Genomic DNA, 20,380 nt, shown 5'->3' with positions numbered 1-20,380 from the left:
ACGTGTGGCACGCAGCAGGCGCAGGAACGAGTCCGGGCCGGGCGGGTGCAGCCAGCTCTCGAAAAGGTAGCCCAGCATCTGCGGGGTGATTCCAGTCAGGTCCGTCTGAAGGGGCAGACCGCCAGTGTCCCTCAAAGGGAACCCGGGGCATCCGACAATCGTGGGCGGCCCGCGCGGGATAGCTTCTGGGCATGACCGCCCCCGCGCCCCTGCTGTTCACCCCCCTGACCCTGCGCAACCTCACGCTGCCCAACCGCATTGTGCTGTCGCCCATGTGCATGTACTCCTCGCAGAACGGCCTCGCCAACGACTTTCACCTCGTGCACCTGGGTCAGTACGCCCTGAGCGGCACCGGCCTGATTCTCGCGGAGGCCACCGCCGTCTCCCCGGAGGGCCGCATCAGCCCCGAGGACCTGGGCCTCTGGGACGACGCGCACACCCTGCCATTGGGGCGCATCGCGGACTTCGTGCACGCCTACGGCGGGCGGCTGGGCGTGCAGCTCGCGCACGCCGGGCGCAAGGCCAGCACCTACGCCCCGGGCCGCGGCCGCGGGGCCGTGCCGCCCGAGCGCGGCGGCTGGACGGTCATCGGGCCGGTCGGGAACGCCTTCAGTGACCTGTACCCGCAGCCCCGTGCCATGACCGTGGACGACATTCACCGTGTCACCGCTGACTTCGCGGCGGCCGCCCGGCGGGCCGAGGTGGCGAACCTCGACACCATCGAGATTCACGCCGCGCACGGCTACCTGCTGCACCAGTTCCTGTCCCCGCTCGCGAACGCCCGCACCGACGAGTACGGCGGCGTGTTCGACAACCGCGTCCGGTTCCTGTTGGAGGTCGTGCGGGCCGTGCGGGCCGCGTGGCCGGCCCACAAGCCGCTGTTCGTGCGCGTGAGTGCCACCGACTGGGCCACGGGCGGCTGGGACCTGGAGCAGACGACCGAACTTGCCGCGCGGCTCCGCGACGAGGGCGTGGACGTGCTGGACGTCAGCAGCGGCGGCCTGACCACAGCGCAGCAGCTCCAGGTGGGGCCCGCGTACCAGACGCGCTTCGCGGAGCACATCCGCGCGCAAGTGCCCGGCCTGCACATCATGGCGGTGGGCCTGATCGAGACGCCCGAACTGGCCGAGAGCGTGCTGCAGTCCGGTCAGGCGGACCTGATCGCTCTGGGCCGGCCGCTGCTGGGCGACCCGCACTGGCCGTGGCATGCCGCGCAGCGCCTGGGCGTCACGCCGCACCTCCCGCAGGCGTACCAGCGCGGCACCCGCGTGAAGGACTAAACCCCCAGGGCCGGTGGGAGGGACAGGTTCTCGGTGATCTGCCCGTCGAGCAGGTGAAGGGTCCGGTCTGCCTGGGCACTCAGGCGGTCGTCGTGCGAGACCATGACCACGCCCGCGCCCTCCTCGCGCGCCAGGGCCAGCAGCAGGGCGGCCACTGTGTCCGCGTTCGCGCGGTCCAGGCTGCCGGTGGGTTCGTCTGCCAGGATCACCGCCGGCCTGGCCGACAGGGCGCGCGCCACCGCCACCCGCTGCCGCTCCCCGCCGCTGAGGACGCCGGGGAGCGCGGCCTCCCGCCCGGCGAGGCCCACCCGGGCGAGCAGGGCCCGCGCCCGGTCCGGGTCGCTGCGGCCGGACAGCTGCGCGGGAATCAGCACGTTCTGCAGCACGGTCAGGTCCTCCAGCAGGTAGTGGTGCTGGAACACGAGACCCACCCGCCCGGCCCGGCGCACCGCGCGGGCCTGCGTGTCCAGGGTGTCCACCCGCTCGCCTGCCCACCACACGCCGCCCTCCTGCGGCACGTCCAGGCCGCCCAGCAGGTGCAGCAGGGTGCTCTTGCCGCTGCCGCTCGGGCCGGTCACGGCCAGCACCTCGCCGGCCGCCACGGCCAGCGACACGCCCTTCAGCACAGGTGGGCCCCCGAACCCGTGGACGAGCTGGTCAGCCGCGAGCGCCGGGGCGGGTGGGTGGGCGGGGTCGGTCACGCGGCGCATGGTAGTGCATGGGCCCGGGCCGCCCGGGGTGGGTGGGGGTGACGGGCAGCCCCGGCCGCCGGGTAAACTGGTGAGGAATGTCACGACTGGACCAACTCCGGGCATCGCCACTTTTCCGCAACGTTCCCCTCGACGCCCTTCAGGAGGCGGAGAAGGTCGTCACGTCCCGCACGTACCGCGCGGGGGACGTGATTCTCGAACAGGACGAACCGGGCGAGGCGCTGTACCTGATCGTGGACGGCGTGGTGCGCGTCTCCCGCGTCAGCCTGGGCAGCCGCGAGCGCGTCCTGGCAGACGTGTACGCCCCGGGCCTGATCGGGGAGACGGCCGTGCTCTCCCGCGGGGAGCGCAGCGCCACCGTGACGGCGCTGTCGGCCACCACCATCTTGATGCTGTACCGGGACCACTTCTCCCGCATCCTGCGCCGCCATCCGGACGTACTGTGGAATCTCGCCACGCTGCTCGCGGACCGCATCACGCAGCAGAACGACGAACTGATCGCCTTCGGCCTGAACACCGAGGCGGCGCTGGCGCACGTCTTCTGCGGGCTGTACGAGCAGCGCCGCGTGGCCGGCACCCTGCAGCCGGAGGTGCTGCCCCTGAGCACGCAGGACATCATGCAGCGCATCAGTGCCAGCCGCGAGACGGTCTCGCGCGTGCTGCGGAAGATGGACCGCCAGGGCCTGCTGCGCGTCACGCCCAGCAGCGTGACCCTGCTGGACATCACGGCCCTGCAGCGCCTGGGCCTGGACGACACCGACAGCGACTGACCCCCGCGCCCCGCGTCCTGCACGGGCTATCCTGCCCGCATGCGCATCGTGCACGTGACACACCAGGGTGAGGCCCGCTGGGGCACCCTCAGCGGCGACACCATCACCCTCACAGGCAGCCTCGGCGGCGCCCCCACCGGGGAAACCCTTCCCCTGGAAGGCGCCGCGCTGCTGCCCCCCGCCACGCCCAGCAAGGTCGTGTGCGTGGGCCGCAACTACCTGGACCACATCCGTGAACTCGGGAACGACACCGGCGACCTGCCCAAGGAACCCGGCATCTTCCTGAAGGGCCCGAACACCCTGGCCGAACCGGGCGGCGCGGTCGACAGGCCCGACTGGACTGAGAACTTTCACTTCGAGGGCGAACTGGCCCTGGTGATCGGGAAGCAGGCCAAGGACCTCACGCCCCAGAACGCGCTCTCGCACGTGCTCGGCTACACCTGCGGCCTGGACCTCACGGCCCGCGACCGGCAGAAGACGGACCTACAGTGGTTCCGCGCGAAGGCCGCCGACCGCTTCTGCCCGCTGGGGCCGTGGCTGGAAACCGACCTGGACCCCCGCGACCTGCGCGTGCAGACCCGCGTGAACGGCGAGACGAAACAGGACAGCCGCACCAGCCTGATGATCTTCCCGGTCGTCGAGATCCTGACCTACGTGACCCGTTTCGTGACCCTGGAACCCGGCGACGTCGTCCTGACCGGCACGCCCGAGGGCGTCGGCCCGCTCGTGCCCGGCGACACCGTCGAGGTCGAGGTCGAGGGCATCGGCGTGCTGACCACCCACATCCGCTGACCCCCGCGTCCGGCCCGGTGGCCTAGACTGCCGGCCGTATGCCCAGCCAAGCCCAGCGCCTCGAAGGCACCTACCGCCGCAACCTCAACACCTTCCTGAAGGCCGGGGCGGACCTGCCGCAGGGCGCCGAACACGCCCGCGTGAACGGCGCGAGCAGCCTGAACTGGGTGACCGGGCACGTCCTGGGCAGCCGCCTGCTGATCCTGAGTTTCCTGAGCGCGGCGCAGCCCGGCGTGGACATGCAGGACGTCCGCGCCCGCTACGGCAAGGGCACCTCGCCGGACCCGGCCGCCGCGCTGCCCCTCGCGGACCTGCTCTCGCACCTCGCCGCCACGCAGGAGACATTGGCCGCCGCCCTCGCCACCGCCGACCTGACGCCCACCGTCCAGTCGCCCTTCGGCCCGATGGTCCTGGGTGACTTCATCGACTTCTTCGGGTGGCACGAGGGCTACCACGCCGGGCAGGCCATCCTGCTGCACCACCAGCTCACCGGGCAGTAAGGCCGGAACTCAAGGAAAAGGGGAGACCGGGCATGCCCGGTCTCCTCCTCACGTTGCCCCTGGGGGCGGCGCTTACTTCAGCAGCTGACGGCTGATCACCACGCGCTGAATCTCGTTGGTGCCCTCATAGATCTGGTTGAGCTTGCTGTCGCGCAGCAGTTTCTCCACCGGGTACTCCCCCACGTACCCGTACCCGCCGTGCACCTGGATCGCCTCGTTGGCCGCGTTGAAGGCCATCTCCGAGCAGTACGCCTTGGCGATGGCGCTCTCGTACCCGTGCGGCTGGCCCTGGTCCACCAGCCACGCGGCCTTCTGGTACATCAGGCGGCCCGTCTCGATGCCCATCGCCATTTCTGCCAGCTTGAACTGAATGGCCTGGAAGTTGCTGATGGGTTTGCCGAAGGCCTCGCGTTCCTTGCTGTACTTCACGCTCTCGTCTAGAGCGCGCCGGGCGATCCCGACCGAGCCGGCCGCGACCGGAATGCGGGTCTTGTCCAGGGTCTTCATGGCGATCTTGAAGCCGTCCCCCAGGCCGCCCAGCTGGTTCTCGCGGGGCACGCGGACGTTCTCGAACACCAGTTCACTGGTGAGGCTGGCGCGCTGGCCCATCTTGTGCTTGATCTTGTTGTACGTGAAGCCCGGCGCGTCCTTCGGCACGACCAGCGCGACGGTGGCCTTGTGGCCGCCCTGCCGGTCGGTGGTGGCGAACACGACCGTGATCTCGGCCAGCCCGCCGTTGCTGATCCACATCTTCGTGCCGTTGATGACCCACTCGTCGCCGTCCAGCACCGCGGTGGTGCCCATGGCGGCGGCATCGGAGCCGTTGTTCGGTTCGCTCAGCGCGAACGCGGCCAGCCCGGCCTTCTCGGTCAGCGGGCCCAGGAAGCGTTTCTGCTGCTCCTCGGTGCCGCCCACCAGGATGGGCGTGATGCCCAGCTCGCTCGCCATCAGCACGGTGAAGATGCCCATGCAGCCGTAGGCGAGCTCCTCGCCGACGATGCACTCGTCCAGCATGCCCAGGCCGATCCCGCCGGCATGCTCGGGGATGCCCACATTCAGCAGGCCGACCTCGAAGGCCTTCTCCACGACCTGCCAGGGCGTCTCTTCCTTCTGGTCGTACTCGGCGGCGATGGGCGTGATCTCCTTGCGGGTGAAGTCACGGGCGAGCTGCTGCAATTGACGCTGTTCGTCTGAGAGGGTGAACTCCATGCTGAACTCCTTGCTGTGATGAGGGAAATGGTGGTGTGATGGGGCGGCGTGCGCTTGGGTGCCCTGATTGTGCCATTCCGCACCCTTGAGGGACGCGTGGCGGGGCTGAACGTGGGATGGAGCCGCCGATGAGTGGGCCAGCGGCAGCCGGCCAGCGCCCGAATATTGAACCAAGTTCAATCTAGCAGCCGGCCGGACCCAGGGGTGCGCGTCACACGCTCAGTTGCACGATCAGCCGCTCCAGCGTCACCGCCGGATCCAGCCCACGTTTCATGCTCAGGTCCGCGTCCAGGATCCGCGACAGCTGCGCGCGCACCTTCGCCTCACTGAGCCGCCGCGCGACCTCCAGCGCCTTCTTCGCTGGGAACGGCTTCACGCCCAGCCGCTGCGCCGCCACCGTCTCGTTCACGCGGCCCTCCTGCGCGATCAGGCCCACACACCGCGCCACCAGGCTGTACTGCCACACCACCGCGCCCATCAGCTTGAAGGGATCCTCCCCGGCCGCCAGGAGCCGCCGCAGCTGCCCCAGCGCCTCGGCCGCCCGGCCGGTCGTCGCCGCGCCCAGCATCGCGAAACTGTCGCCGGGCGGTTCACGGCCCACCACGCGCTGCACCGCCTCCCGGGTGAAGGGCCCGGGCAGCAGCGTCAGCTTGTTCAGCTCCCCGGCAATCCCGGTCAGGTCCGGCCCGAACACCTCAGCGAGGTACAGCGCCGCGTCCCGGTCCAGTTTCAGGCCCAGGCCCTTCACGCGGCCCGCCACCCAGCCGGCGACGTCCCCGGTGCGGGCCGGCGCGGCCGAGGCCAGGACCTCGCCGTGCTTCTCGTACAGCTTCACGCGCGTGGCCGGCGGCGCCTCGTCCAGCACCGCCACAGTCACGCCCGCGCCGCTCAGCGCCTCCAGCAGCGCCTTGTCGGGCTTCACGCCGTCCAGGTCCACGATCAGGCCGCCGTCCCCGAACAGCCCGGGCGTCAGGTGCGGCAGCGCGGCCTCCAGGGTGACGTCGTCACCCGCCAGACGCGGCAGGTCCCGGGGGGGCAGGCCCCGCGCGCTCAGGGTGTCGCGCAGCAGCTCGTCCGCCAGGAACCGGTTACCGGTAAAGGCCAGGATCGGCACGCGCGGCCCTACCCGTCCAGGCCGGTCACGCGGCCCAGCCCCAGCGCCTCGCGCGCCACCTGAATCGCCTCGATCATCGCCCCGGCACTCCCGGGCCGCTCGTCCGGGTCGCGGGCCAGGGCCGCGAGCATGACGGGGTGTAGCGCAGCCGGGCCCGGAAGGGCCGCGCGGTTGTCCCGGATGCCCGCCAGCCACCCCAGCGCATCCTCGTAGGGCGGGTGCCCGGCCAGCGCATCGAACAGCAGCACCCCGGCGGAGTACAGGTCGCTGCGCGGGTCGCCCCGCACGCCCTGGAACTGCTCCGGGGCCATGAAGTGCGGCGTGCCCATGCGCGTGCCGCTGTGGATGTCCAGCGGCAGGTTCCGGGCGTGGCTCATGCCGAAATCCACGATCCGCACAGCCGCGGCCGTGGGCTCTCCGCCGGCCAGCATCACGTTCTCGGGTTTCAGGTCCTGGTGCACCACGCCGCAGCGGTGCAGGTACGCCGCGCCGCTCAGCACGCCCAGCGTGACCGCGGTGGCCTGATCGGCGTCCAGCTGCGTGCCGTCCAGGTACTCGCGCAGGGACCCGCCCGTGATGAACGGAAAGATCAGCTGCCGGGGCGTGACCGCGAGCAGCGGCACGATCCGCGGGTGAGCGAGCGATTCGGCAACCGCGCCCTCGTGCCGGAAGCGGGCGACGTCCGACGGATCGTCGGACACCAGGGTCTTGACCAGTACCGCCTGATCCCGCCAGCGGCCTGACTGCGTGAGGACGCTTCCCAGGCGGCTCACCGGGACCGGCGATTCCACGCTCTGGAGCTCCTTCAGGTGCAGCACGTCACGCATCATAGACCATTTCCTTTCCGGCGCCCGGACCGGGCGAACAGCGGAAGGGGACACGCGGCGTGTCCCCTCTGAAGCCCGGAACCGGCCGGGCCCACCCGCCCGACGCTTCCGGGAGCGCGTAACCCTGCTCAGTCCAGCTTGATGCTGCGCAGCAGCGACTGCACGACCGCCTCGTTGCGGCTGTAGTCCTTCACGGTGCCGGCCACGGTGATCACGAACATGCGGCCCTGCAGGCTGGTGACCAGCATCTCGCGGCGCAGGTCGTCCGTCTTGCCGGGGGTGGTGAACACGAACTGCGCCCAGGTGGACCCGCCGGACTCCAGCGTGCCGGACTTCAGGCTCTTGAGGTTCGGCACCTGGCTGCGGATCACGCTGGGAAACTGGCTGACCAGTTTCGTCACGTCCGCGCCGCTCAGTTTGCCCTGACGCCACTCGAAGGACATGGTCACCTTGCGGTCCTCGGTGAGGAACACCGCGTCCGGACGGCCGGCGGCCGAGGGGTACGCCTGCGCGATGCCCGCCTGGTTCAGGGTCAGGAGTTTCGCGTTGGGTTCCAGGCTGAGCGGCAGGGTGCCGAGCTTGACCGGCACGGCGCCGGCCAGGCCGGTCAGCAGGGCCCCGGCGAGCAGGGTGGTGAGAAAGGTTCGTCTCATGCTCCCGCCACCCTACCCGCCGCCCTGAGCGCGCTTATGAAGTGAACATGAGGAACATGCACTTTCCGTCACCTGTCCGTCAGGCTTGCTCACAGGCCGCCCGCCACGAACGCCGCTGCCCGCTCGCCGATCATCATGCTGGTCGCGTTGGTGTTCGCGTGAATCACGCGCGGCATGACGCTCGCGTCCGCCACCCACAGCCCGGCCGTGTCGCGCACCGCCAGCTGTCGGTCCACCACCGCCTCCGGGCCGTCCCCCAGCACCGCTGTACTGGTTGGGTGGTACAGCGTGGCCGCTTCCGCGCGCAGGTAGGCGCGCAGCGCTCCGACCGACTGCACGGCCGCCCCGGGCACGGCTTCCCCGCGGGCGTGCCCGGCCAGGGGCGGCGCCCCGGCGATTTCCCGCGCCAGCCGGATGCCGGAAACCATGCTCCGCATATCCCGCTCGTCCGAGAAGTACGCCGGGTCGATCAGGGGCGCGGCGCGCGGATCCCGGGACGCCAGCGTGATCCGGCCCCGGCTGTGCACGTCCACCAGCACCGGCCCCACCGAGAAGTGATGCCCGGGTGCTTTCCGGAACCCGTGGTCCCGGAAGTACGCTGGGCCGAACAGGAACTGGATGTCCGGGTCATCCTGCGCCGGGTTCAGGTCCGCGCGGGCGTGCGTAAACGCGCAGGCCTCGGCCACGTTGCTGCTCAGCGGCCCGCGGCGGGTCAGCGCGTAGCGGGCCAGGGCCTCCAGTTCCGGCATGGCTTCCAGGCTGGGCGTGCCGGAGCGGTAGATCACCGGGATGGCCGGGTGATCCTGGAGGCCCACGCCCACGCCCGGCACCGCGGCCACGGGCTCGATGCCGTGCCGGGCGAGTTCCCCCAGGGGACCCACCCCGGACAGCAGCAGCAGTTGCGGCGTCTGCACGGCGCCGGCCGTGAGCACCACGCCGCCTGCCGGCGCGTCCAGCGTCCGGCCCTGCCAGCGCAGCCGCACGCCCACCGCCCGCGTCCCCTGAAACAGCACCCTGAGGACGTGCGCGCCGGTCAGGACCGTCAGGTTCGGGTGGGACAGGACCGGGCGCAGGAACGCCCGGAAGGCGCTGAACCGCTCGCCGCGGAGGTGGTTGCTTTCCAGCAGGGCCGCGCCGGCCAGTGTGCCGTCGTTGAAACTCGCGGCGGCCGGGACACCCAGCGCCCGCGCCGCCGACTGCACGAACGCGTGCGACAGGGCGTGCGAGTCGCGGCGCAGCCCCACCGGCAGCGGCCCGTCCGTGCCGCGCGTGTCGCCGGGCGTCCCGCTGAAGCGCTCCAGCGTCCGGAACGCCGGGAGGACGTCCGCCCAGCGCCAGCCCTCCCCCCACGCGTCGAAATCCCGGCGGGACCCGCGAATCCAGATGGTCGCGTTGATGGCGCTGCTGCCGCCGAGCACCTTCCCGCGCGGCCAGAAGAACCGCCGCCCGTCCGCGTGCGCCTGCGGCACTGTCTCGAACGCCCAGTCGTACCGGGAGCGGTACAGCCGCGGGAACGCCGCCGGCGCACGGATCAGCGGGCTGCCGTCGCGCTCCCCGGCCTCCAACAGCAGCACCCGGAGCCCCCGGTCCAGCAGCCGCCGGGCCAGCACGCACCCGCCCGATCCGGCCCCGACGACGATCACGTCCGCCCTGCGCCCCAACTGACCTGTCATGTGCGCCGAGTATAGGCGGGCGTGCGCCCCGCCCGGCCGGACACGTACACTCGGACCATGACCAGTACGCCCCCCGACCTCACCTTCCCGCAGGGCTTTCAGGCGGCCGCGATGGCCGCGGGCATCAAACCCAGCGGCCGCACCGACCTGAGCCTCGTCACGTCCAGCCACGACTGCGTGTGGGCGTTCGCGGGCACCCGCAGCACCACCGCGGCCGCCTGCGTGACCCGCAACCGCGCCCTGGCCGGCACCGGCGCGCCCGTGCGGGCGCTGCTGGTGAACGCCGGGAACGCGAACGCCGCCACCGGCGAGGGCGGCGCCCGCGACAACGCCGGGATGGCCGACGCCGCCGGCAGCGTCCTGAACGTCCCGGCCGAGGCGGTGCTGACTGCCAGCACCGGCATCATCGGCCACCGCCTTCCGATGGACCGCGTGCTGAGCGGCGTGGAGCACCTGCCCGACGAGCTGGGCCACGCCGCCGCACCGTTCGCGCAGGCGATCATGACGACCGACACCCACCCCAAGACCGCGCACGCCACCCTGAGCACGGGCGCGCGGCTGGTGGGCACCGCCAAGGGCAGCGGCATGATTCACCCGGACATGGCGACCATGTTCGCGTTCGTGTTCACCGACGCGCAGGTGGGCCAGGCGGCCCTGCGCGCCGCGTTCCCGGGCGTCGTGGCCCGGACCTTCAACGCCGTGACCGTGGACGGCGACACCAGCACGAACGACATGGCCGCCGTGCTCGCCAACGGCCTGGCCGGCCCGGTGGACGAGGCCGAGTTCCTGAGCGCGCTGGAGGGCGTGATGCGGGACCTCGCCCGCCAGATCGCCGCGGACGGTGAGGGCGCCACGAAACTCCTGACCGTGAAGGTCCGTGGGGCGCGCAGCGAGGCCGAGGCCCTGACCGCCGCCCGGACCTGCTGCGTGAGCCCCCTGCTGAAATCCGCCGTGCACGGCAACGACCCGAACTGGGGCCGCGTGATCATGGCGGTCGGCCGCAGCGGCGCCGCCGTGCACATCGAGGCGATGACCGTCGCGGTGCAGGGCCAGCCGGTCTTCGCGGGCCAGCCGCTCGCCTACGACGCCGCGCAGGTCAGCGAGAGCATGAAGGCCCAGGAGGTCGTGTTCGACGTGAACCTTGGCGTGGGCGACGCGACCGGCGAAGCCTGGGGCTGCGACCTGAGCGCCGAGTACGTCAGCATCAACGCCGACTACACCACCTGAGCCCCGCCGCACGCCCCTTCCGGTGCGCCTGCGGGAGGGGGCGTGCTCTACACTCGGGGGATGGATTTGAAGGCTCAACTCAAGGCCGCCGTGGAGGCCGCCGCCGCTGAACTCGGGATGCCCGTGGACGCCGCCATTCAGGAAACCCCCGCGAACAAACCCGGCGACTACGGCACGCCCGCCGCCTTCCAGATGGCCAAGGCCGCCGGCGGCAACCCCGCGCAGATCGCCGCGCATCTCGCGCAGACCGTCAAACTCCCCGCCGGTATCCGCCGGGTGGAGGCCGCCGGGCCCTTCCTGAACTTCTTCCTGGACGTGGGCGCGTTCGTCCAGGCGGTCGTGGACACGCCGTTCACCCTGCCCAGCCAGGGCGGCAAGGTGATCATCGAGCACACCAGCGTGAACCCCAACAAGGAACTGCACGTCGGGCACCTGCGGAACGTGGTGCTTGGGGACAGCATGGCGCGCATCTTCCGCGCCGCCGGGCACGAGGTAGAGGTCCAAAACTACATCGACGACACTGGCCGGCAGGCGGCCGAGTCCATCTACGCCATGGAACACTACGGCCGCACCTGGGACGGCGCGCAGAAGTACGACCACTGGCTGGGCGAGGGCTACGTGAAACTCAACGCCGACCCGCAGAAGGCCGAGCTGGAAACCGAGATCCGCGAGGTCATGCACAAGCTCGAGGCCGGCCTGCTGCGCCCGGTGGTCGAGCAGACCGTGAAGGCCCAGCTGGAGACCTGCTTCCGCATCGGCGCGCACTACGACCTGCTGGTGTGGGAGTCGGATGTGGTGGGCAGCGGCTTCCTGGACCAGGCGATGAACATCCTGGAAGGCAGCCCCTTCGCGTCCCGGCCGGCCGAGGGCAAGTTCGCCGGGGCGTTCGTGATGGACGTCTCGCAATTCATGCCGGGCCTGGAGGAACCGAACGTGGTGCTGCGCCGCTCGGACGGCACGGCCATGTACGTCGCCAAGGACATCGGGTACCAGTTCTGGAAGTTCGGGCTGTTCGAGGGCATGAAGTTCGCGCCGTTCATGCAGGACCCCGCCGGACACACCATCTGGACCAGCCACCCCGCCGGGGAGCCCGACACGGCCAGGCGCTTCGGGCACGCGGCCGAGGTGATCAACGTGATCGACTCCCGCCAGAAGCACCCGCAGATGCTGGTGAAAAGCAGCCTGGGCGTGGCGGGTCATCAGGAACGCGAGGCGCGCAGCATTCACCTCAGCTACGAGTTCGTGAACCTGAACGGCCAGACCATCAGTGGCCGCAAGGGCATCACCCTGGCCGTGGACGAGGCGCTGGAGGAAGCGGCCCGGCGCGGCTTCGCGGAACTCTCCGCGAAGAATCCCGACCTCGCCTCCCGCGACGATGCCCCCGAGATCGCCCGGCGCATCGGCGTGGGCGCGCTGCGTTTCGCCATGCTGAAGAACGAACCCAGCCGCACCTTCGACTTCGACCTGGAGAAGGCCAGCAGCCTGAACGGCGACACCGCGCCCTACGTGCAGTACGCCGCGGTGCGCGCCGCGAACATCCTGCGCCGCGCCCAGGAAGCCGGTCACGCCGTGGACGGCCGCGGCGCCGACTGGGACGCCCTTCCAGACGTGGACCTGATCCTCGCGAAGCAGGTGGCGCGCCTGCCGGAAGTCGTGGCGCAGGCCGTCCGGGCCCACAGCCCGCACGGAGTGGCGCAGTACGCCCTGGACCTCGCCACCAGCCTGAACGCCTGGTACAACGCCAAGGATAGGCAGGGCAAACCCGCCACGAACGTCCTGCAGTCCGACGAGGGCCTGCGCGAGGCGCGGCTGGCGCTGGTGGCCCGGGTTCGCCGCGCCTTCGAGGACACCCTGGACCTGATCGGCATCGAGATTCCCTCCGCGATGTGACCGCCATAGGAGAGGCGCCGCGTCCCTAACGGGAGCGGCGCCTCTTTACTGAAATCGGCGGCTTACTTCTTGCCGATCAGGCTGATCTTGTTGAAGGCCTCGCTGCCCAGCGGGCTGGGCGTCCAGCCTTTCACGTACGTGCGGGCGGCGGCCAGGGGGCTGCTGTGCACGATCGGGAGGCGGTAGTTGGCCTTGTAGGTCATCTCGTGAATCTGGGCGTAGAACTTGGCGCGTTCGGCCTGGGCGACGGCGGCGCGGCCTTTTTCCAGCAGGGTCTGCAGTTCGGCCGGGTTCCAGTTGATGTCGCTGCTGCCGTTCGGGCCGTAGTACGCGCCGTAGAAGTTGTCCGGGTCGCCGTAGTCGCCGGTCCAGCCGATCATGTACATGTCGAAGCCGGGTTCCTTGTTGCGGTCCTCGAGGTACTTGGCCCAGTCCTCGGTCTTGAGGTTCACCTTGACGCCGATGGCGCTCAGGTCAGCGGCGATGGCCTCGGCGATGGGCTTGGGCTGCGGGAAGTACGGGCGGGACACGGGCATGTACCACAGGTCCAGCGAGAAGCCGTTGGGGTAGCCGGCCTCGGCGAGCAGCTTCTTCGCGGCAGCGGGGTCGTACTTGTAGTCGGCGGGCACGTTCTTGCTGTTCGCCCAGCCCAGGACGGGCGGCACGAAGCTGGCGTTGCTGGTCCCCAGTTCACCCCAGAAGGCGTCCACGATCGCCTTCTTGTTGATGGCCATGCTGACCGCCTGACGGACCTTGTCGGCCTTCAGGTACTGGTTCTTGGCGTTCAGGCTCACGAAGCCCACGTTGAAGCTGGGTTTCTTCACGGCGACCAGGTTCTTGTCGGCTTTGACGCTCTTGAGGGCGTCGGGCGCGAGGTCGGACGTGAAGTCGATGGTGCCGGCCTTGAGTTCGTTGAGGCGCTGGCTGGGGTCCTTGATGCCGCGGATGATCAGGGTGTCCACGCGGGCCTTGGAGCCCCAGTAGGACTTGTTGGCGGTCAGGGTGATGCGGTCACCGGTGCGCCAGCTCTGGAAGATGAAGGGCCCGGTGCCGATGGGCTTGCTGGCGGGGGTGCCGTATTTCGCGCCGTCCTTCTTGATGGCGGTGGGGCTGGCGATGCCGAAGTACCCGGCGCCGATCACGTCGGGGAACACGCTGCTGCCCTTGGTCAGGTCGAAGCGCACGGTGGAGTCGTCGACCTTGACGATGTTCTTGATGACGGAGGTGGCGTCGCCCTTGTAGCCGCCGAGCAGGTCGCCGACGATCTCGAAGGTGCGGCCCTGGTCACGGAAGCCGTAGGGGTGCGCCTTGTCCCACCAGCGGCTCACGTTGAAGATCACGGCGTCGGCGTTGAAGGGCGTGCCGTCGTGGAACTTCACGTTCTTGCGCAGGTTGAAGGTCCACTGGGTGCCGGCGGCGTTGCTCTTCCAGCTGGTCGCCAGGCCGGGCTCGGTGTCGGTCTTGCCGTCCTTGAAGTGGACGAGGGTGTCGTAGACCTGGTGCTGCACGAGGATGCTGATGCCGTCCGTGATGTTCCCGGATTCGAGGCTGACAGGTTCACCGTTCCCGCCGTACACGAGCGTGCCCGCGGCAGACGCAGCGGAAAGGGTGGCGAGCAGGGCAGTGAGAAACACTTTCTTCATGGAACCTCCGGAATCCCGGGAGCCTGCGGCCTCCGGGAGGTGAGAACGAATTCGGTCGTTCCAGCCTATGTGGGGGGGTGCGGGGTGTCAAGCAACCTCCCCGCTGCCCCCGGACGGAGGGCCGCGCTCAGCGGCCGCCGATCAGGGTCAGGCCCAGCAGCGTGGGGTTCGCGCCCCGCCCGGCGCTGCTGAGCGTGAGGGCCTGAATCGCCACGCCGGGTTTCGGGTTGGTCCAGTCCAGCACCAGCACGTTCACGTCCAGTCCGTCTCCGGTCTTCCCGGTCCAGCCGGGCGCGGGGATCATGCTGAGGTTCTCGGTGGTGCCGGCCACTTCCGTCCAGGAGCGCAGGTGCCGCCCGTACTCCAGCGGTACGCTGAGCAGGCTGCCGTCGGCGTACTTCACGTCCAGCTTCCCGATCACCTCGCGGTTGTTCGCGCCGGCCCAGCCGGTCGTGAGCAGCAGCGCCAGCGCGTCGGCCTTCCTTCCGCCCAGGTCCAGGGCGACCTGTTCCGGCAGCTCGCGGGCGGCCGGGCGGCTGCCGCGCAGCATCACCGCGCCGCTCACGTTGAAGCGGTAGTCGCCCAGCGCGACGTCCTTCCCGGCCGGCAGATTTCGCAGGTCGGTGGAGGCGCCCTTCTGGATCCAGCCGCTGCCGCTGTCGTCCTTCAGGGTGCGGGTCACGGCGGGGGAGAGGTCCACGAGCTGTCCGGCGGCCTTCGCGTACGCCTGCGGCTGGTACAGGCTGCGGTACACCTGCACGTCGTTCGCGACGGGCGGGGCGTCCGGGTTCCAGAAGGCCGCGCCGGCCCGCACGAGCGCCACGCCCTGCTCGGCCATGCCGTCCCACACGCTGGTGTTCCCGAAGTACCCGCTCCAACGGGTCTGGATCATGCCGTCCGCACCCGCCTGCGCGGCGGCCTTCGCCATGCCCTCGGCGTTCCCGGCCTTCCACCAGCTCGCGCCCAGCACCGGGAAGCCCAGGGCGCGGATGCGGCGCATCAGGTCCGGGTTGGCGTCCCCGGTGTAGTTCCAGAAGCCCACCTGAATGTCCTTCGGGAGTTTCGCGGGCACGCTGCCGATCAGGCTGTCCGCGAACGCCACGTCGTGCCAGATCATGGTGCCCACCCCGCGCTCTTTCAGGAACGCGTGCAGTTTCAGGGTGTCGTCCGTGAACAGCTTCTCGAAGCCCACCGCCACGCCGTTCGGCCGGCCCGGGAAGCGCCCGCGGCCGTCGGCGCGCGCCTCGTCCCGGCCGATGTGCACGGTTCTGGGCGCGAAGGTCTCCACGATCTCCTTCAGGGTCGGCAGGATGACGCGCTCGTAGGAGGCGGGGTTCAGCGTGTCGTACGCGTAGGGTGCGGGCACGTCCGGGTCCTGCGCGAGGTCCAGGTTCTTTCCGTTGTTGAACATCCAGGTGGCGTGCCCCGGCGTTTCCAGCAGCGGTATCACGTCCATCCCGTAGCTGCGCGCGAGCTCCGCCACGCGCTTCGCTTCGGCCTTGGTCGCGCCGCCCGGGTGGGCCCAGCCGCCGGCCTTCGCCACGTCCCACTGCACGTAGTTGCTCATGACAAGCACCGAGTTGTACTTCAGTGCGGCCAGCAGGGGAATCAGGCGGTCGTTCACGGGTTTGCTGGCGGCGTCCAGGTACAGCATCGCCATGCGCCGCTTCAGCGCCGGGGCGTCCTGAATGCGGGCGAACCGCAGGCCCTCGGGGGTCAGCAGCTGCCGCAGTGTCTGCGCGCCGTAGTACGCGCCCTTCGCGTCCGCACCCACCACGAACGCGCCGCCCGCGTCCACCCACAGCGCGTACCCCTCGGGCGCCTCGGTGTACAGCCCCGCCGCCTTCGCTCGGGCGGCGAGATCGGCATCCCCCCTGGTGCCGATGGTGATGGACTTCCCACCTCCGTCCGGCAGGGGGATACCCAGACGCACCTTCCACTCGTCCCGCAGGTCCCGCGCGGCCCAGGCCAGTTCCGGAGCCGCGCCCACGGTCTTCACGCCCAGCCCGGCCAGGGGCAGGCTCCCGGCCGGGTAGGTCGCCTGCCGGGGCGTGGGCACCACCGCCGCGAAGGGCCTCACGGCGCGCGCCTCGGGCGTGGCGGTCAGGGCGAGGGGCGCGGCCTGGGCGGCGTCGAGCAGCAGGGCACCCAGCAGGAAGGGCAGGCGGAAGGCAGGGGTCATGACAGCAGGGCTCCTTGGGAATCAGGCGGGTGCCGGCCGGGCCGGACCGCCAGGCGAATCGGGTGAACGGGAGGCAGTATGCCCGCCCCCAGCATGAAAAAAACGAGGACCAACAGCGGAGGGGGAGCCGGTCACGACTCCCCCTCCGCGCGCCCAATCCGGGGTTACAGGCTGGCGTTCCAGGCCTTGACGATGTCGTCCAGCGCCTGCTGGGAGGACTTCTTGCCGGCCATGGCGGCCTCCACGTTGTCCTTGAAGATCTTGTTCAGCTTGCTGGCGTCCGGGTACAGCATGGTCAGGTCCTGGGCGCGCTTGAGCAGCGTGCTGGACACCAGTTTGCCCTGGTCGATGGCGTTGTTGCCGCCCTGCTTAAAGAACTTATCGGCGCTGGCCTTCACCGTGGAGGGGAAGGTGGTCTTGGTGACCTTGCTGAACTGCAGCTGGTTCACGTCGTTCGTGAGGAACAGCGCGAGTTTCTGCGCCAGGGCCTTGTCCTTCACGCCCTTGGGAATCGAGAAACCCATCAGGGGCGTGTGAATCACGTTGCCGCCCAGGTCGATGGGGTAGGGCGCCACGCGGGTGGCGTCGTAGATGGCCTTGTTGTCGTTCGCGACGCGCAGGATGAACTGCGGCCCGGTGATCAGCATGGCGAGCTTCCCGGCCGAGTACAGCTCCGTCGCGGCCGTGAAGCCGCGGCGCATGGTGTCCTCGGGGATGTAGCCCTTCTTGTACAGGTCCACGTACGTCTGCAACAGGCGCACGTGCGCCGGGCTGTTGAACACCGCCTGGCCCTTCGCGTCGAAGATGGGCAGGCCCGCCTCGCGGAACACGTACAGCATCTTGACGTTGTCGATGTTCGGCACGAAGCCGTACATGCCGGTCTTGTCCTTGATCTGCTTCGCGGCGGCGATCAGCGTCTGAATGGTGCGCGGGGGGTTGCTGGGGTCCAGGCCCGCCTTGCGGAAGATCTCGGTGTTGTACGCCACGACCTTCGGCGCCCAGTACCACGGCACGCCGTAGAACTTCCCGTCGAAGGTGAAGGTCTTGAGGGTGTTCGAGAAGAAGACCTTCTTCTGCGCGTCGGACAGGCTCATGGGTTCCAGCGCGCCCTGGTCGTACAGGCGCACCGTCATGTCGCTCGACAGGTTCACGACCGTGGGCGGCCGGCCCGCGGCGATGGTCGCCAGGAGCTTCTGCTCCAGGGTGTTGCTGGGTACGTCCACCCACTTGAGGTCCACGGTGGGGTTTTCCTTCTCGAACTGCGCCACGAGGCGGTTCATCTCGTCGTTGAACAGCGGCGCGAGGCTGATCGTCCAGAACTCCAGCTGGGTCTTCTGGGCCTGGGCGGACCCCAGGGCGAGCAGGGCGGCGGCAATCAGGGCTTTTTTCATGCAGGCTCCTTGACAAGGGGCCCCGGCCGGGGCACCCAGGACATGAGGGATTGGAATGCGCCGGAAGTCTAGCGCCTTGACGCGCCGCTGACCTGAGAAATTGCACGAAACCGCTCCGCGTCCCGGCCTGCCAGGGCGGACGCTGCCGTACCCTGTCAGGCATGAGTGAAACGCCCGCCCCGCTGCTGCCCGGTCACCTCACCATGGTGGACATCCCCGGCCCGGACCTCGACGCGGACACCGCCGAGTACCTCGCCCGGCACCAGATCCGCGGCGTGTGCCTGTTCGGGAAGAACGTGCAGAGCGCCGCGCAGCTGCGGCAGCTGTGCGGGGAACTGCGGCGCGTGATGGGCCCGGACGCCCTGATCGCCCTGGACCACGAGGGCGGCGCGATCCTGCGGCCCACCTTCTGGCCGTTCGCGCCGAGCGCCATGCTGCTGGGCGCCGCCGACGACGTGCAGCTCACCGAGGACGTGAACGCCGCCCTCGCCCGGCAGCTGCGGTCCGTGGGCATCAACTGGAACTTCGCGCCGGTGCTGGACGTGAACGTGAACCCCGCCAACCCCGTGATCGGCGAGCGGGCCTACGGCGCCGACCCGGCCCTGGTCACCCGGCACGGCCGCGCCGCGCTGGCCGGGCACGCGCGGGCCGGCGTGGCCGCCTGCGCCAAGCACTTCCCCGGGCACGGCGACACCAGCCTGGACAGCCACCTGGCCCTCCCCAGCGTGCGCAAGGACCGCGCCGCGCTGGAGGCCGAGGAGTTCGCCCCGTTCCGGGCGCTGCTGCCGGTCACCCCGGCGCTGATGACCGCGCACATCGTGTACCCGGACCTGGACCCGGCCTACCCGGCCACGCTGTCCCGTGTGATCCTCACGGACCTGCTGCGCGGGGAGTGGGGGTACGAGGGTGTGGTGATCACGGACAGCATGGGCATGCAGGCCATCGACGCGAACTACGGCCGCGGCGAGGCTGCCGTGCTGAGCCTGCAGGCCGGCGCGGACATGGTGATGGCCCTGGGCCGCCGCGAGGTGCAGGAACAGACCCTGGGGGCCATCCAGGGGGCCCTGGACGGCCCTGGACTGGATCACGCCGCCCTGCGCCGCAGCCGCGAGCGCCTCACCGCCCTGGCCCGGCAGCACCCGGCCGAGGCCGACCCGGCCCTGGACCCGGCCGCGGACGCTGCCTTCCTGCGTGGCGCCTGGGCGGCCGGACTCGCCACCCTGGGCGACCCGGTGGCCCCAAGCGCCGGTTCGGCCGTGACGCTGGTCGCGCACCGCACCCCCCAGCGCGAGAACGTCAGCGAGGCCGCCGCCGACGCGGAGACCCTCGCGCGGGAACTGGGCGGGCTGTACGACGTGCACCTCGTGCCCTTCGAATCCCCGGACGAGCTGGACTGGGCGGCCATCCGCGCGGCCGGCCGCCCCGTAATCCTGGCCACCACCGCCCGCCACCGCCACCCCGCGCTGGTGGGCGTGCAGCCGGACCTGCACGTCGCGCTGTATAACCCGTACGCCGCGCTGGACGTGCAGGCCCCGGCCGTGGTCACCTTCGGCTTCCGCCCGGAGGCCCGCGCCGCCCTGCTCGCGTGGCTGGCGGGCGACTCGGCCGCCCGCGGCCAGCTGCCCTTCCGGGCGTAAGGCCCCGGGCGCTTACGGCCGGCCGAACACCTGCACCCAGTACGTGCTGAAGGCCGAGCCCGGCTCGCCGTTCACGACGTCCGCGCCCATCACCGTCCACTCCGGGTTCATGATGATCCGGCAGTGGCCGGGACTGGCGAGCAGGCCCTGCAGCGCCTCCTCAGGCGTCAGGCTCTCGTAGGCGATCGTCTCGCCCACCGAGGGGCCCGGGAAGCCGGCCGCCCGGGCCCGTTCCATCGGCCCCTCGGCAGTGTCCGGGGCGAGGTGCCCCCGGAAGTTCAGGCGCACCAGCTGGGCGGCGTGCGCGCTGGCCGCCCGGCCCAGGGGTTCGTTCCAGGTGAGGGGCCCGGTGGACGCGAACAGCGTGTCGCCGCAGCGGTGCCCCCGGTAGCGGGCCAGGTTGGTCAGGCGCAGGAACTCCTCCAGCCACGCCGTGCGGCGGGTGAGGTCCACCTGGGCAGGCTCGGCATAGACGAGCGCGAAACGGCCCTGGTCGGTGGCCACGCCGTACCGGGAGTACCCCAGGCGCTGCCCGCACTTGTTCGCCAGGGCCGCGGCGAGTTTCGGGGCCGTGATGGTCCCGGTGAGCAGCTCGGCCCCGCCGCGTTTGGCGCGGTATCCGACCTGCGCGGTCGCCTGGGCGAGTTTGAAGCCTCGCAGCACCAGCCGGGCCGCCTCGTTCAGGGCCGGGTCGGGCCGGGCGGTCTGCCCGCAGGACAGGAAGTCCTGCTCGACCACCGCGGTCAGGGCGTCCGGAACGGTGGCAGTGGGCGCAGCGGCAGGTAACCCCGCCTGGGCCGGGGCGTAGAGCAGGGCGAGCAGCAGGCAGGTGAGGTGGGCGCGCACCCCTTCAGGCTACGAACAGAGGTTTACCTTTTTCTC

17 protein-coding genes are annotated in these 20,380 nt (G+C 70.5%); 7 read left to right on the top strand and 10 right to left on the bottom strand.

What is annotated here, in order from left to right; translation table 11 throughout:
- Positions 1–191 precede the first annotated feature (191 nt).
- The gene (locus tag DFI_RS07270; protein WP_027461598.1) at positions 192–1,280 is read left to right on the top strand and encodes an NADH:flavin oxidoreductase/NADH oxidase; all 1,089 of its coding nucleotides are present in this window, start codon (positions 192–194) and stop codon (positions 1,278–1,280) included.
- Here the strand turns inward: DFI_RS07270 and DFI_RS07265 are convergent.
- Positions 1,277–1,990, bottom strand: coding sequence for an ABC transporter ATP-binding protein (locus DFI_RS07265; protein ID WP_043776645.1), 714 nt, complete (start codon positions 1,988–1,990; stop codon positions 1,277–1,279). The genes DFI_RS07270 and DFI_RS07265 overlap by 4 nt on opposite strands.
- A gap of 77 nt (positions 1,991–2,067) precedes the next feature.
- On the opposite strand from DFI_RS07265, the gene DFI_RS07260 reads away from it, so the two are divergent.
- From DFI_RS07260 to DFI_RS07250, 3 genes are read left to right on the top strand one after another with little or no spacing between them, the layout of a single operon-like run.
- The gene (locus DFI_RS07260) at positions 2,068–2,760 is read left to right on the top strand and encodes a Crp/Fnr family transcriptional regulator (RefSeq protein ID WP_022801978.1); all 693 of its coding nucleotides are present in this window, start codon (positions 2,068–2,070) and stop codon (positions 2,758–2,760) included.
- Between the two features lie 39 nt (positions 2,761–2,799).
- Positions 2,800–3,552, top strand: a complete 753-nt coding sequence (locus tag DFI_RS07255; RefSeq protein WP_027461597.1) for a fumarylacetoacetate hydrolase family protein — start codon at positions 2,800–2,802, stop codon at positions 3,550–3,552.
- Positions 3,553–3,590: 38 nt separating this feature from the next.
- On the top strand, positions 3,591–4,052 hold the full coding sequence (locus DFI_RS07250) for a DinB family protein (protein ID WP_027461596.1): 462 nt from the start codon (positions 3,591–3,593) through the stop codon (positions 4,050–4,052).
- A gap of 72 nt (positions 4,053–4,124) precedes the next feature.
- Here DFI_RS07250 and DFI_RS07245 read toward each other — a convergent pair whose 3' ends face one another.
- The 5 genes from DFI_RS07245 to DFI_RS07225 form a co-directional block, all read right to left on the bottom strand.
- Positions 4,125–5,261 carry an acyl-CoA dehydrogenase family protein gene (locus DFI_RS07245; RefSeq protein WP_027461595.1) on the bottom strand — a complete coding sequence of 379 codons (1,137 nt, stop codon included), beginning with the start codon at positions 5,259–5,261 and terminating at the stop codon, positions 4,125–4,127.
- A 211-nt stretch (positions 5,262–5,472) separates the two neighbouring features.
- Complete coding sequence (holA, locus tag DFI_RS07240) at positions 5,473–6,375, bottom strand: DNA polymerase III subunit delta (RefSeq protein WP_027461594.1); 903 nt, start codon at positions 6,373–6,375, stop codon at positions 5,473–5,475.
- An 8-nt stretch (positions 6,376–6,383) separates the two neighbouring features.
- Complete coding sequence (locus tag DFI_RS07235; protein ID WP_051307384.1) at positions 6,384–7,202, bottom strand: serine/threonine-protein kinase; 819 nt, start codon at positions 7,200–7,202, stop codon at positions 6,384–6,386.
- A 128-nt stretch (positions 7,203–7,330) separates the two neighbouring features.
- Positions 7,331–7,855: a hypothetical protein gene (locus tag DFI_RS07230; RefSeq protein WP_027461592.1), complete on the bottom strand. Its 525-nt coding sequence runs from the start codon at positions 7,853–7,855 to the stop codon at positions 7,331–7,333.
- A gap of 89 nt (positions 7,856–7,944) precedes the next feature.
- Complete coding sequence (locus DFI_RS07225) at positions 7,945–9,528, bottom strand: GMC family oxidoreductase (protein ID WP_027461591.1); 1,584 nt, start codon at positions 9,526–9,528, stop codon at positions 7,945–7,947.
- Between the two features lie 57 nt (positions 9,529–9,585).
- Here DFI_RS07225 and argJ point away from each other — a divergent pair, with 57 nt between their 5' ends.
- Together argJ and DFI_RS07215 are read left to right on the top strand one after the other, a co-directional pair.
- Positions 9,586–10,755, top strand: a complete 1,170-nt coding sequence (gene argJ / locus DFI_RS07220) for a bifunctional glutamate N-acetyltransferase/amino-acid acetyltransferase ArgJ (protein WP_027461590.1) — start codon at positions 9,586–9,588, stop codon at positions 10,753–10,755.
- Between the two features lie 60 nt (positions 10,756–10,815).
- Positions 10,816–12,645 (top strand): arginine--tRNA ligase, encoded by a 1,830-nt coding sequence (locus tag DFI_RS07215; RefSeq protein ID WP_027461589.1) that lies wholly within the window; start codon positions 10,816–10,818, stop codon positions 12,643–12,645.
- Between the two features lie 62 nt (positions 12,646–12,707).
- Here the strand turns inward: DFI_RS07215 and DFI_RS07210 are convergent, their stop codons facing one another.
- The 3 genes from DFI_RS07210 to DFI_RS07200 form a co-directional block, all read right to left on the bottom strand.
- The gene (locus DFI_RS07210) at positions 12,708–14,288 is read right to left on the bottom strand and encodes an ABC transporter substrate-binding protein (RefSeq protein ID WP_027461588.1); all 1,581 of its coding nucleotides are present in this window, start codon (positions 14,286–14,288) and stop codon (positions 12,708–12,710) included.
- A 127-nt stretch (positions 14,289–14,415) separates the two neighbouring features.
- Positions 14,416–16,470, bottom strand: coding sequence for a beta-N-acetylhexosaminidase (locus tag DFI_RS07205; protein WP_043776642.1), 2,055 nt, complete (start codon positions 16,468–16,470; stop codon positions 14,416–14,418).
- A 164-nt stretch (positions 16,471–16,634) separates the two neighbouring features.
- Complete coding sequence (locus tag DFI_RS07200; protein WP_027461586.1) at positions 16,635–17,861, bottom strand: ABC transporter substrate-binding protein; 1,227 nt, start codon at positions 17,859–17,861, stop codon at positions 16,635–16,637.
- A gap of 161 nt (positions 17,862–18,022) precedes the next feature.
- Between DFI_RS07200 and nagZ the strand changes: the two genes are divergently transcribed.
- Positions 18,023–19,498 carry a beta-N-acetylhexosaminidase gene (gene nagZ / locus DFI_RS07195; protein ID WP_338030609.1) on the top strand — a complete coding sequence of 492 codons (1,476 nt, stop codon included), beginning with the start codon at positions 18,023–18,025 and terminating at the stop codon, positions 19,496–19,498.
- Positions 19,499–19,510: 12 nt separating this feature from the next.
- Here nagZ and DFI_RS07190 read toward each other — a convergent pair whose 3' ends face one another.
- Positions 19,511–20,344, bottom strand: a complete 834-nt coding sequence (locus DFI_RS07190) for a CAP domain-containing protein (protein ID WP_051307383.1) — start codon at positions 20,342–20,344, stop codon at positions 19,511–19,513.
- Positions 20,345–20,380 lie beyond the last annotated feature (36 nt).

This window comes from Deinococcus ficus, from assembly GCF_003444775.1.
Taxonomy (GTDB): domain Bacteria; phylum Deinococcota; class Deinococci; order Deinococcales; family Deinococcaceae; genus Deinococcus; species Deinococcus ficus.
Note: the sequence above shows the minus strand (reverse complement) of the source record. Positions and strands in the feature narration are given on the sequence as shown.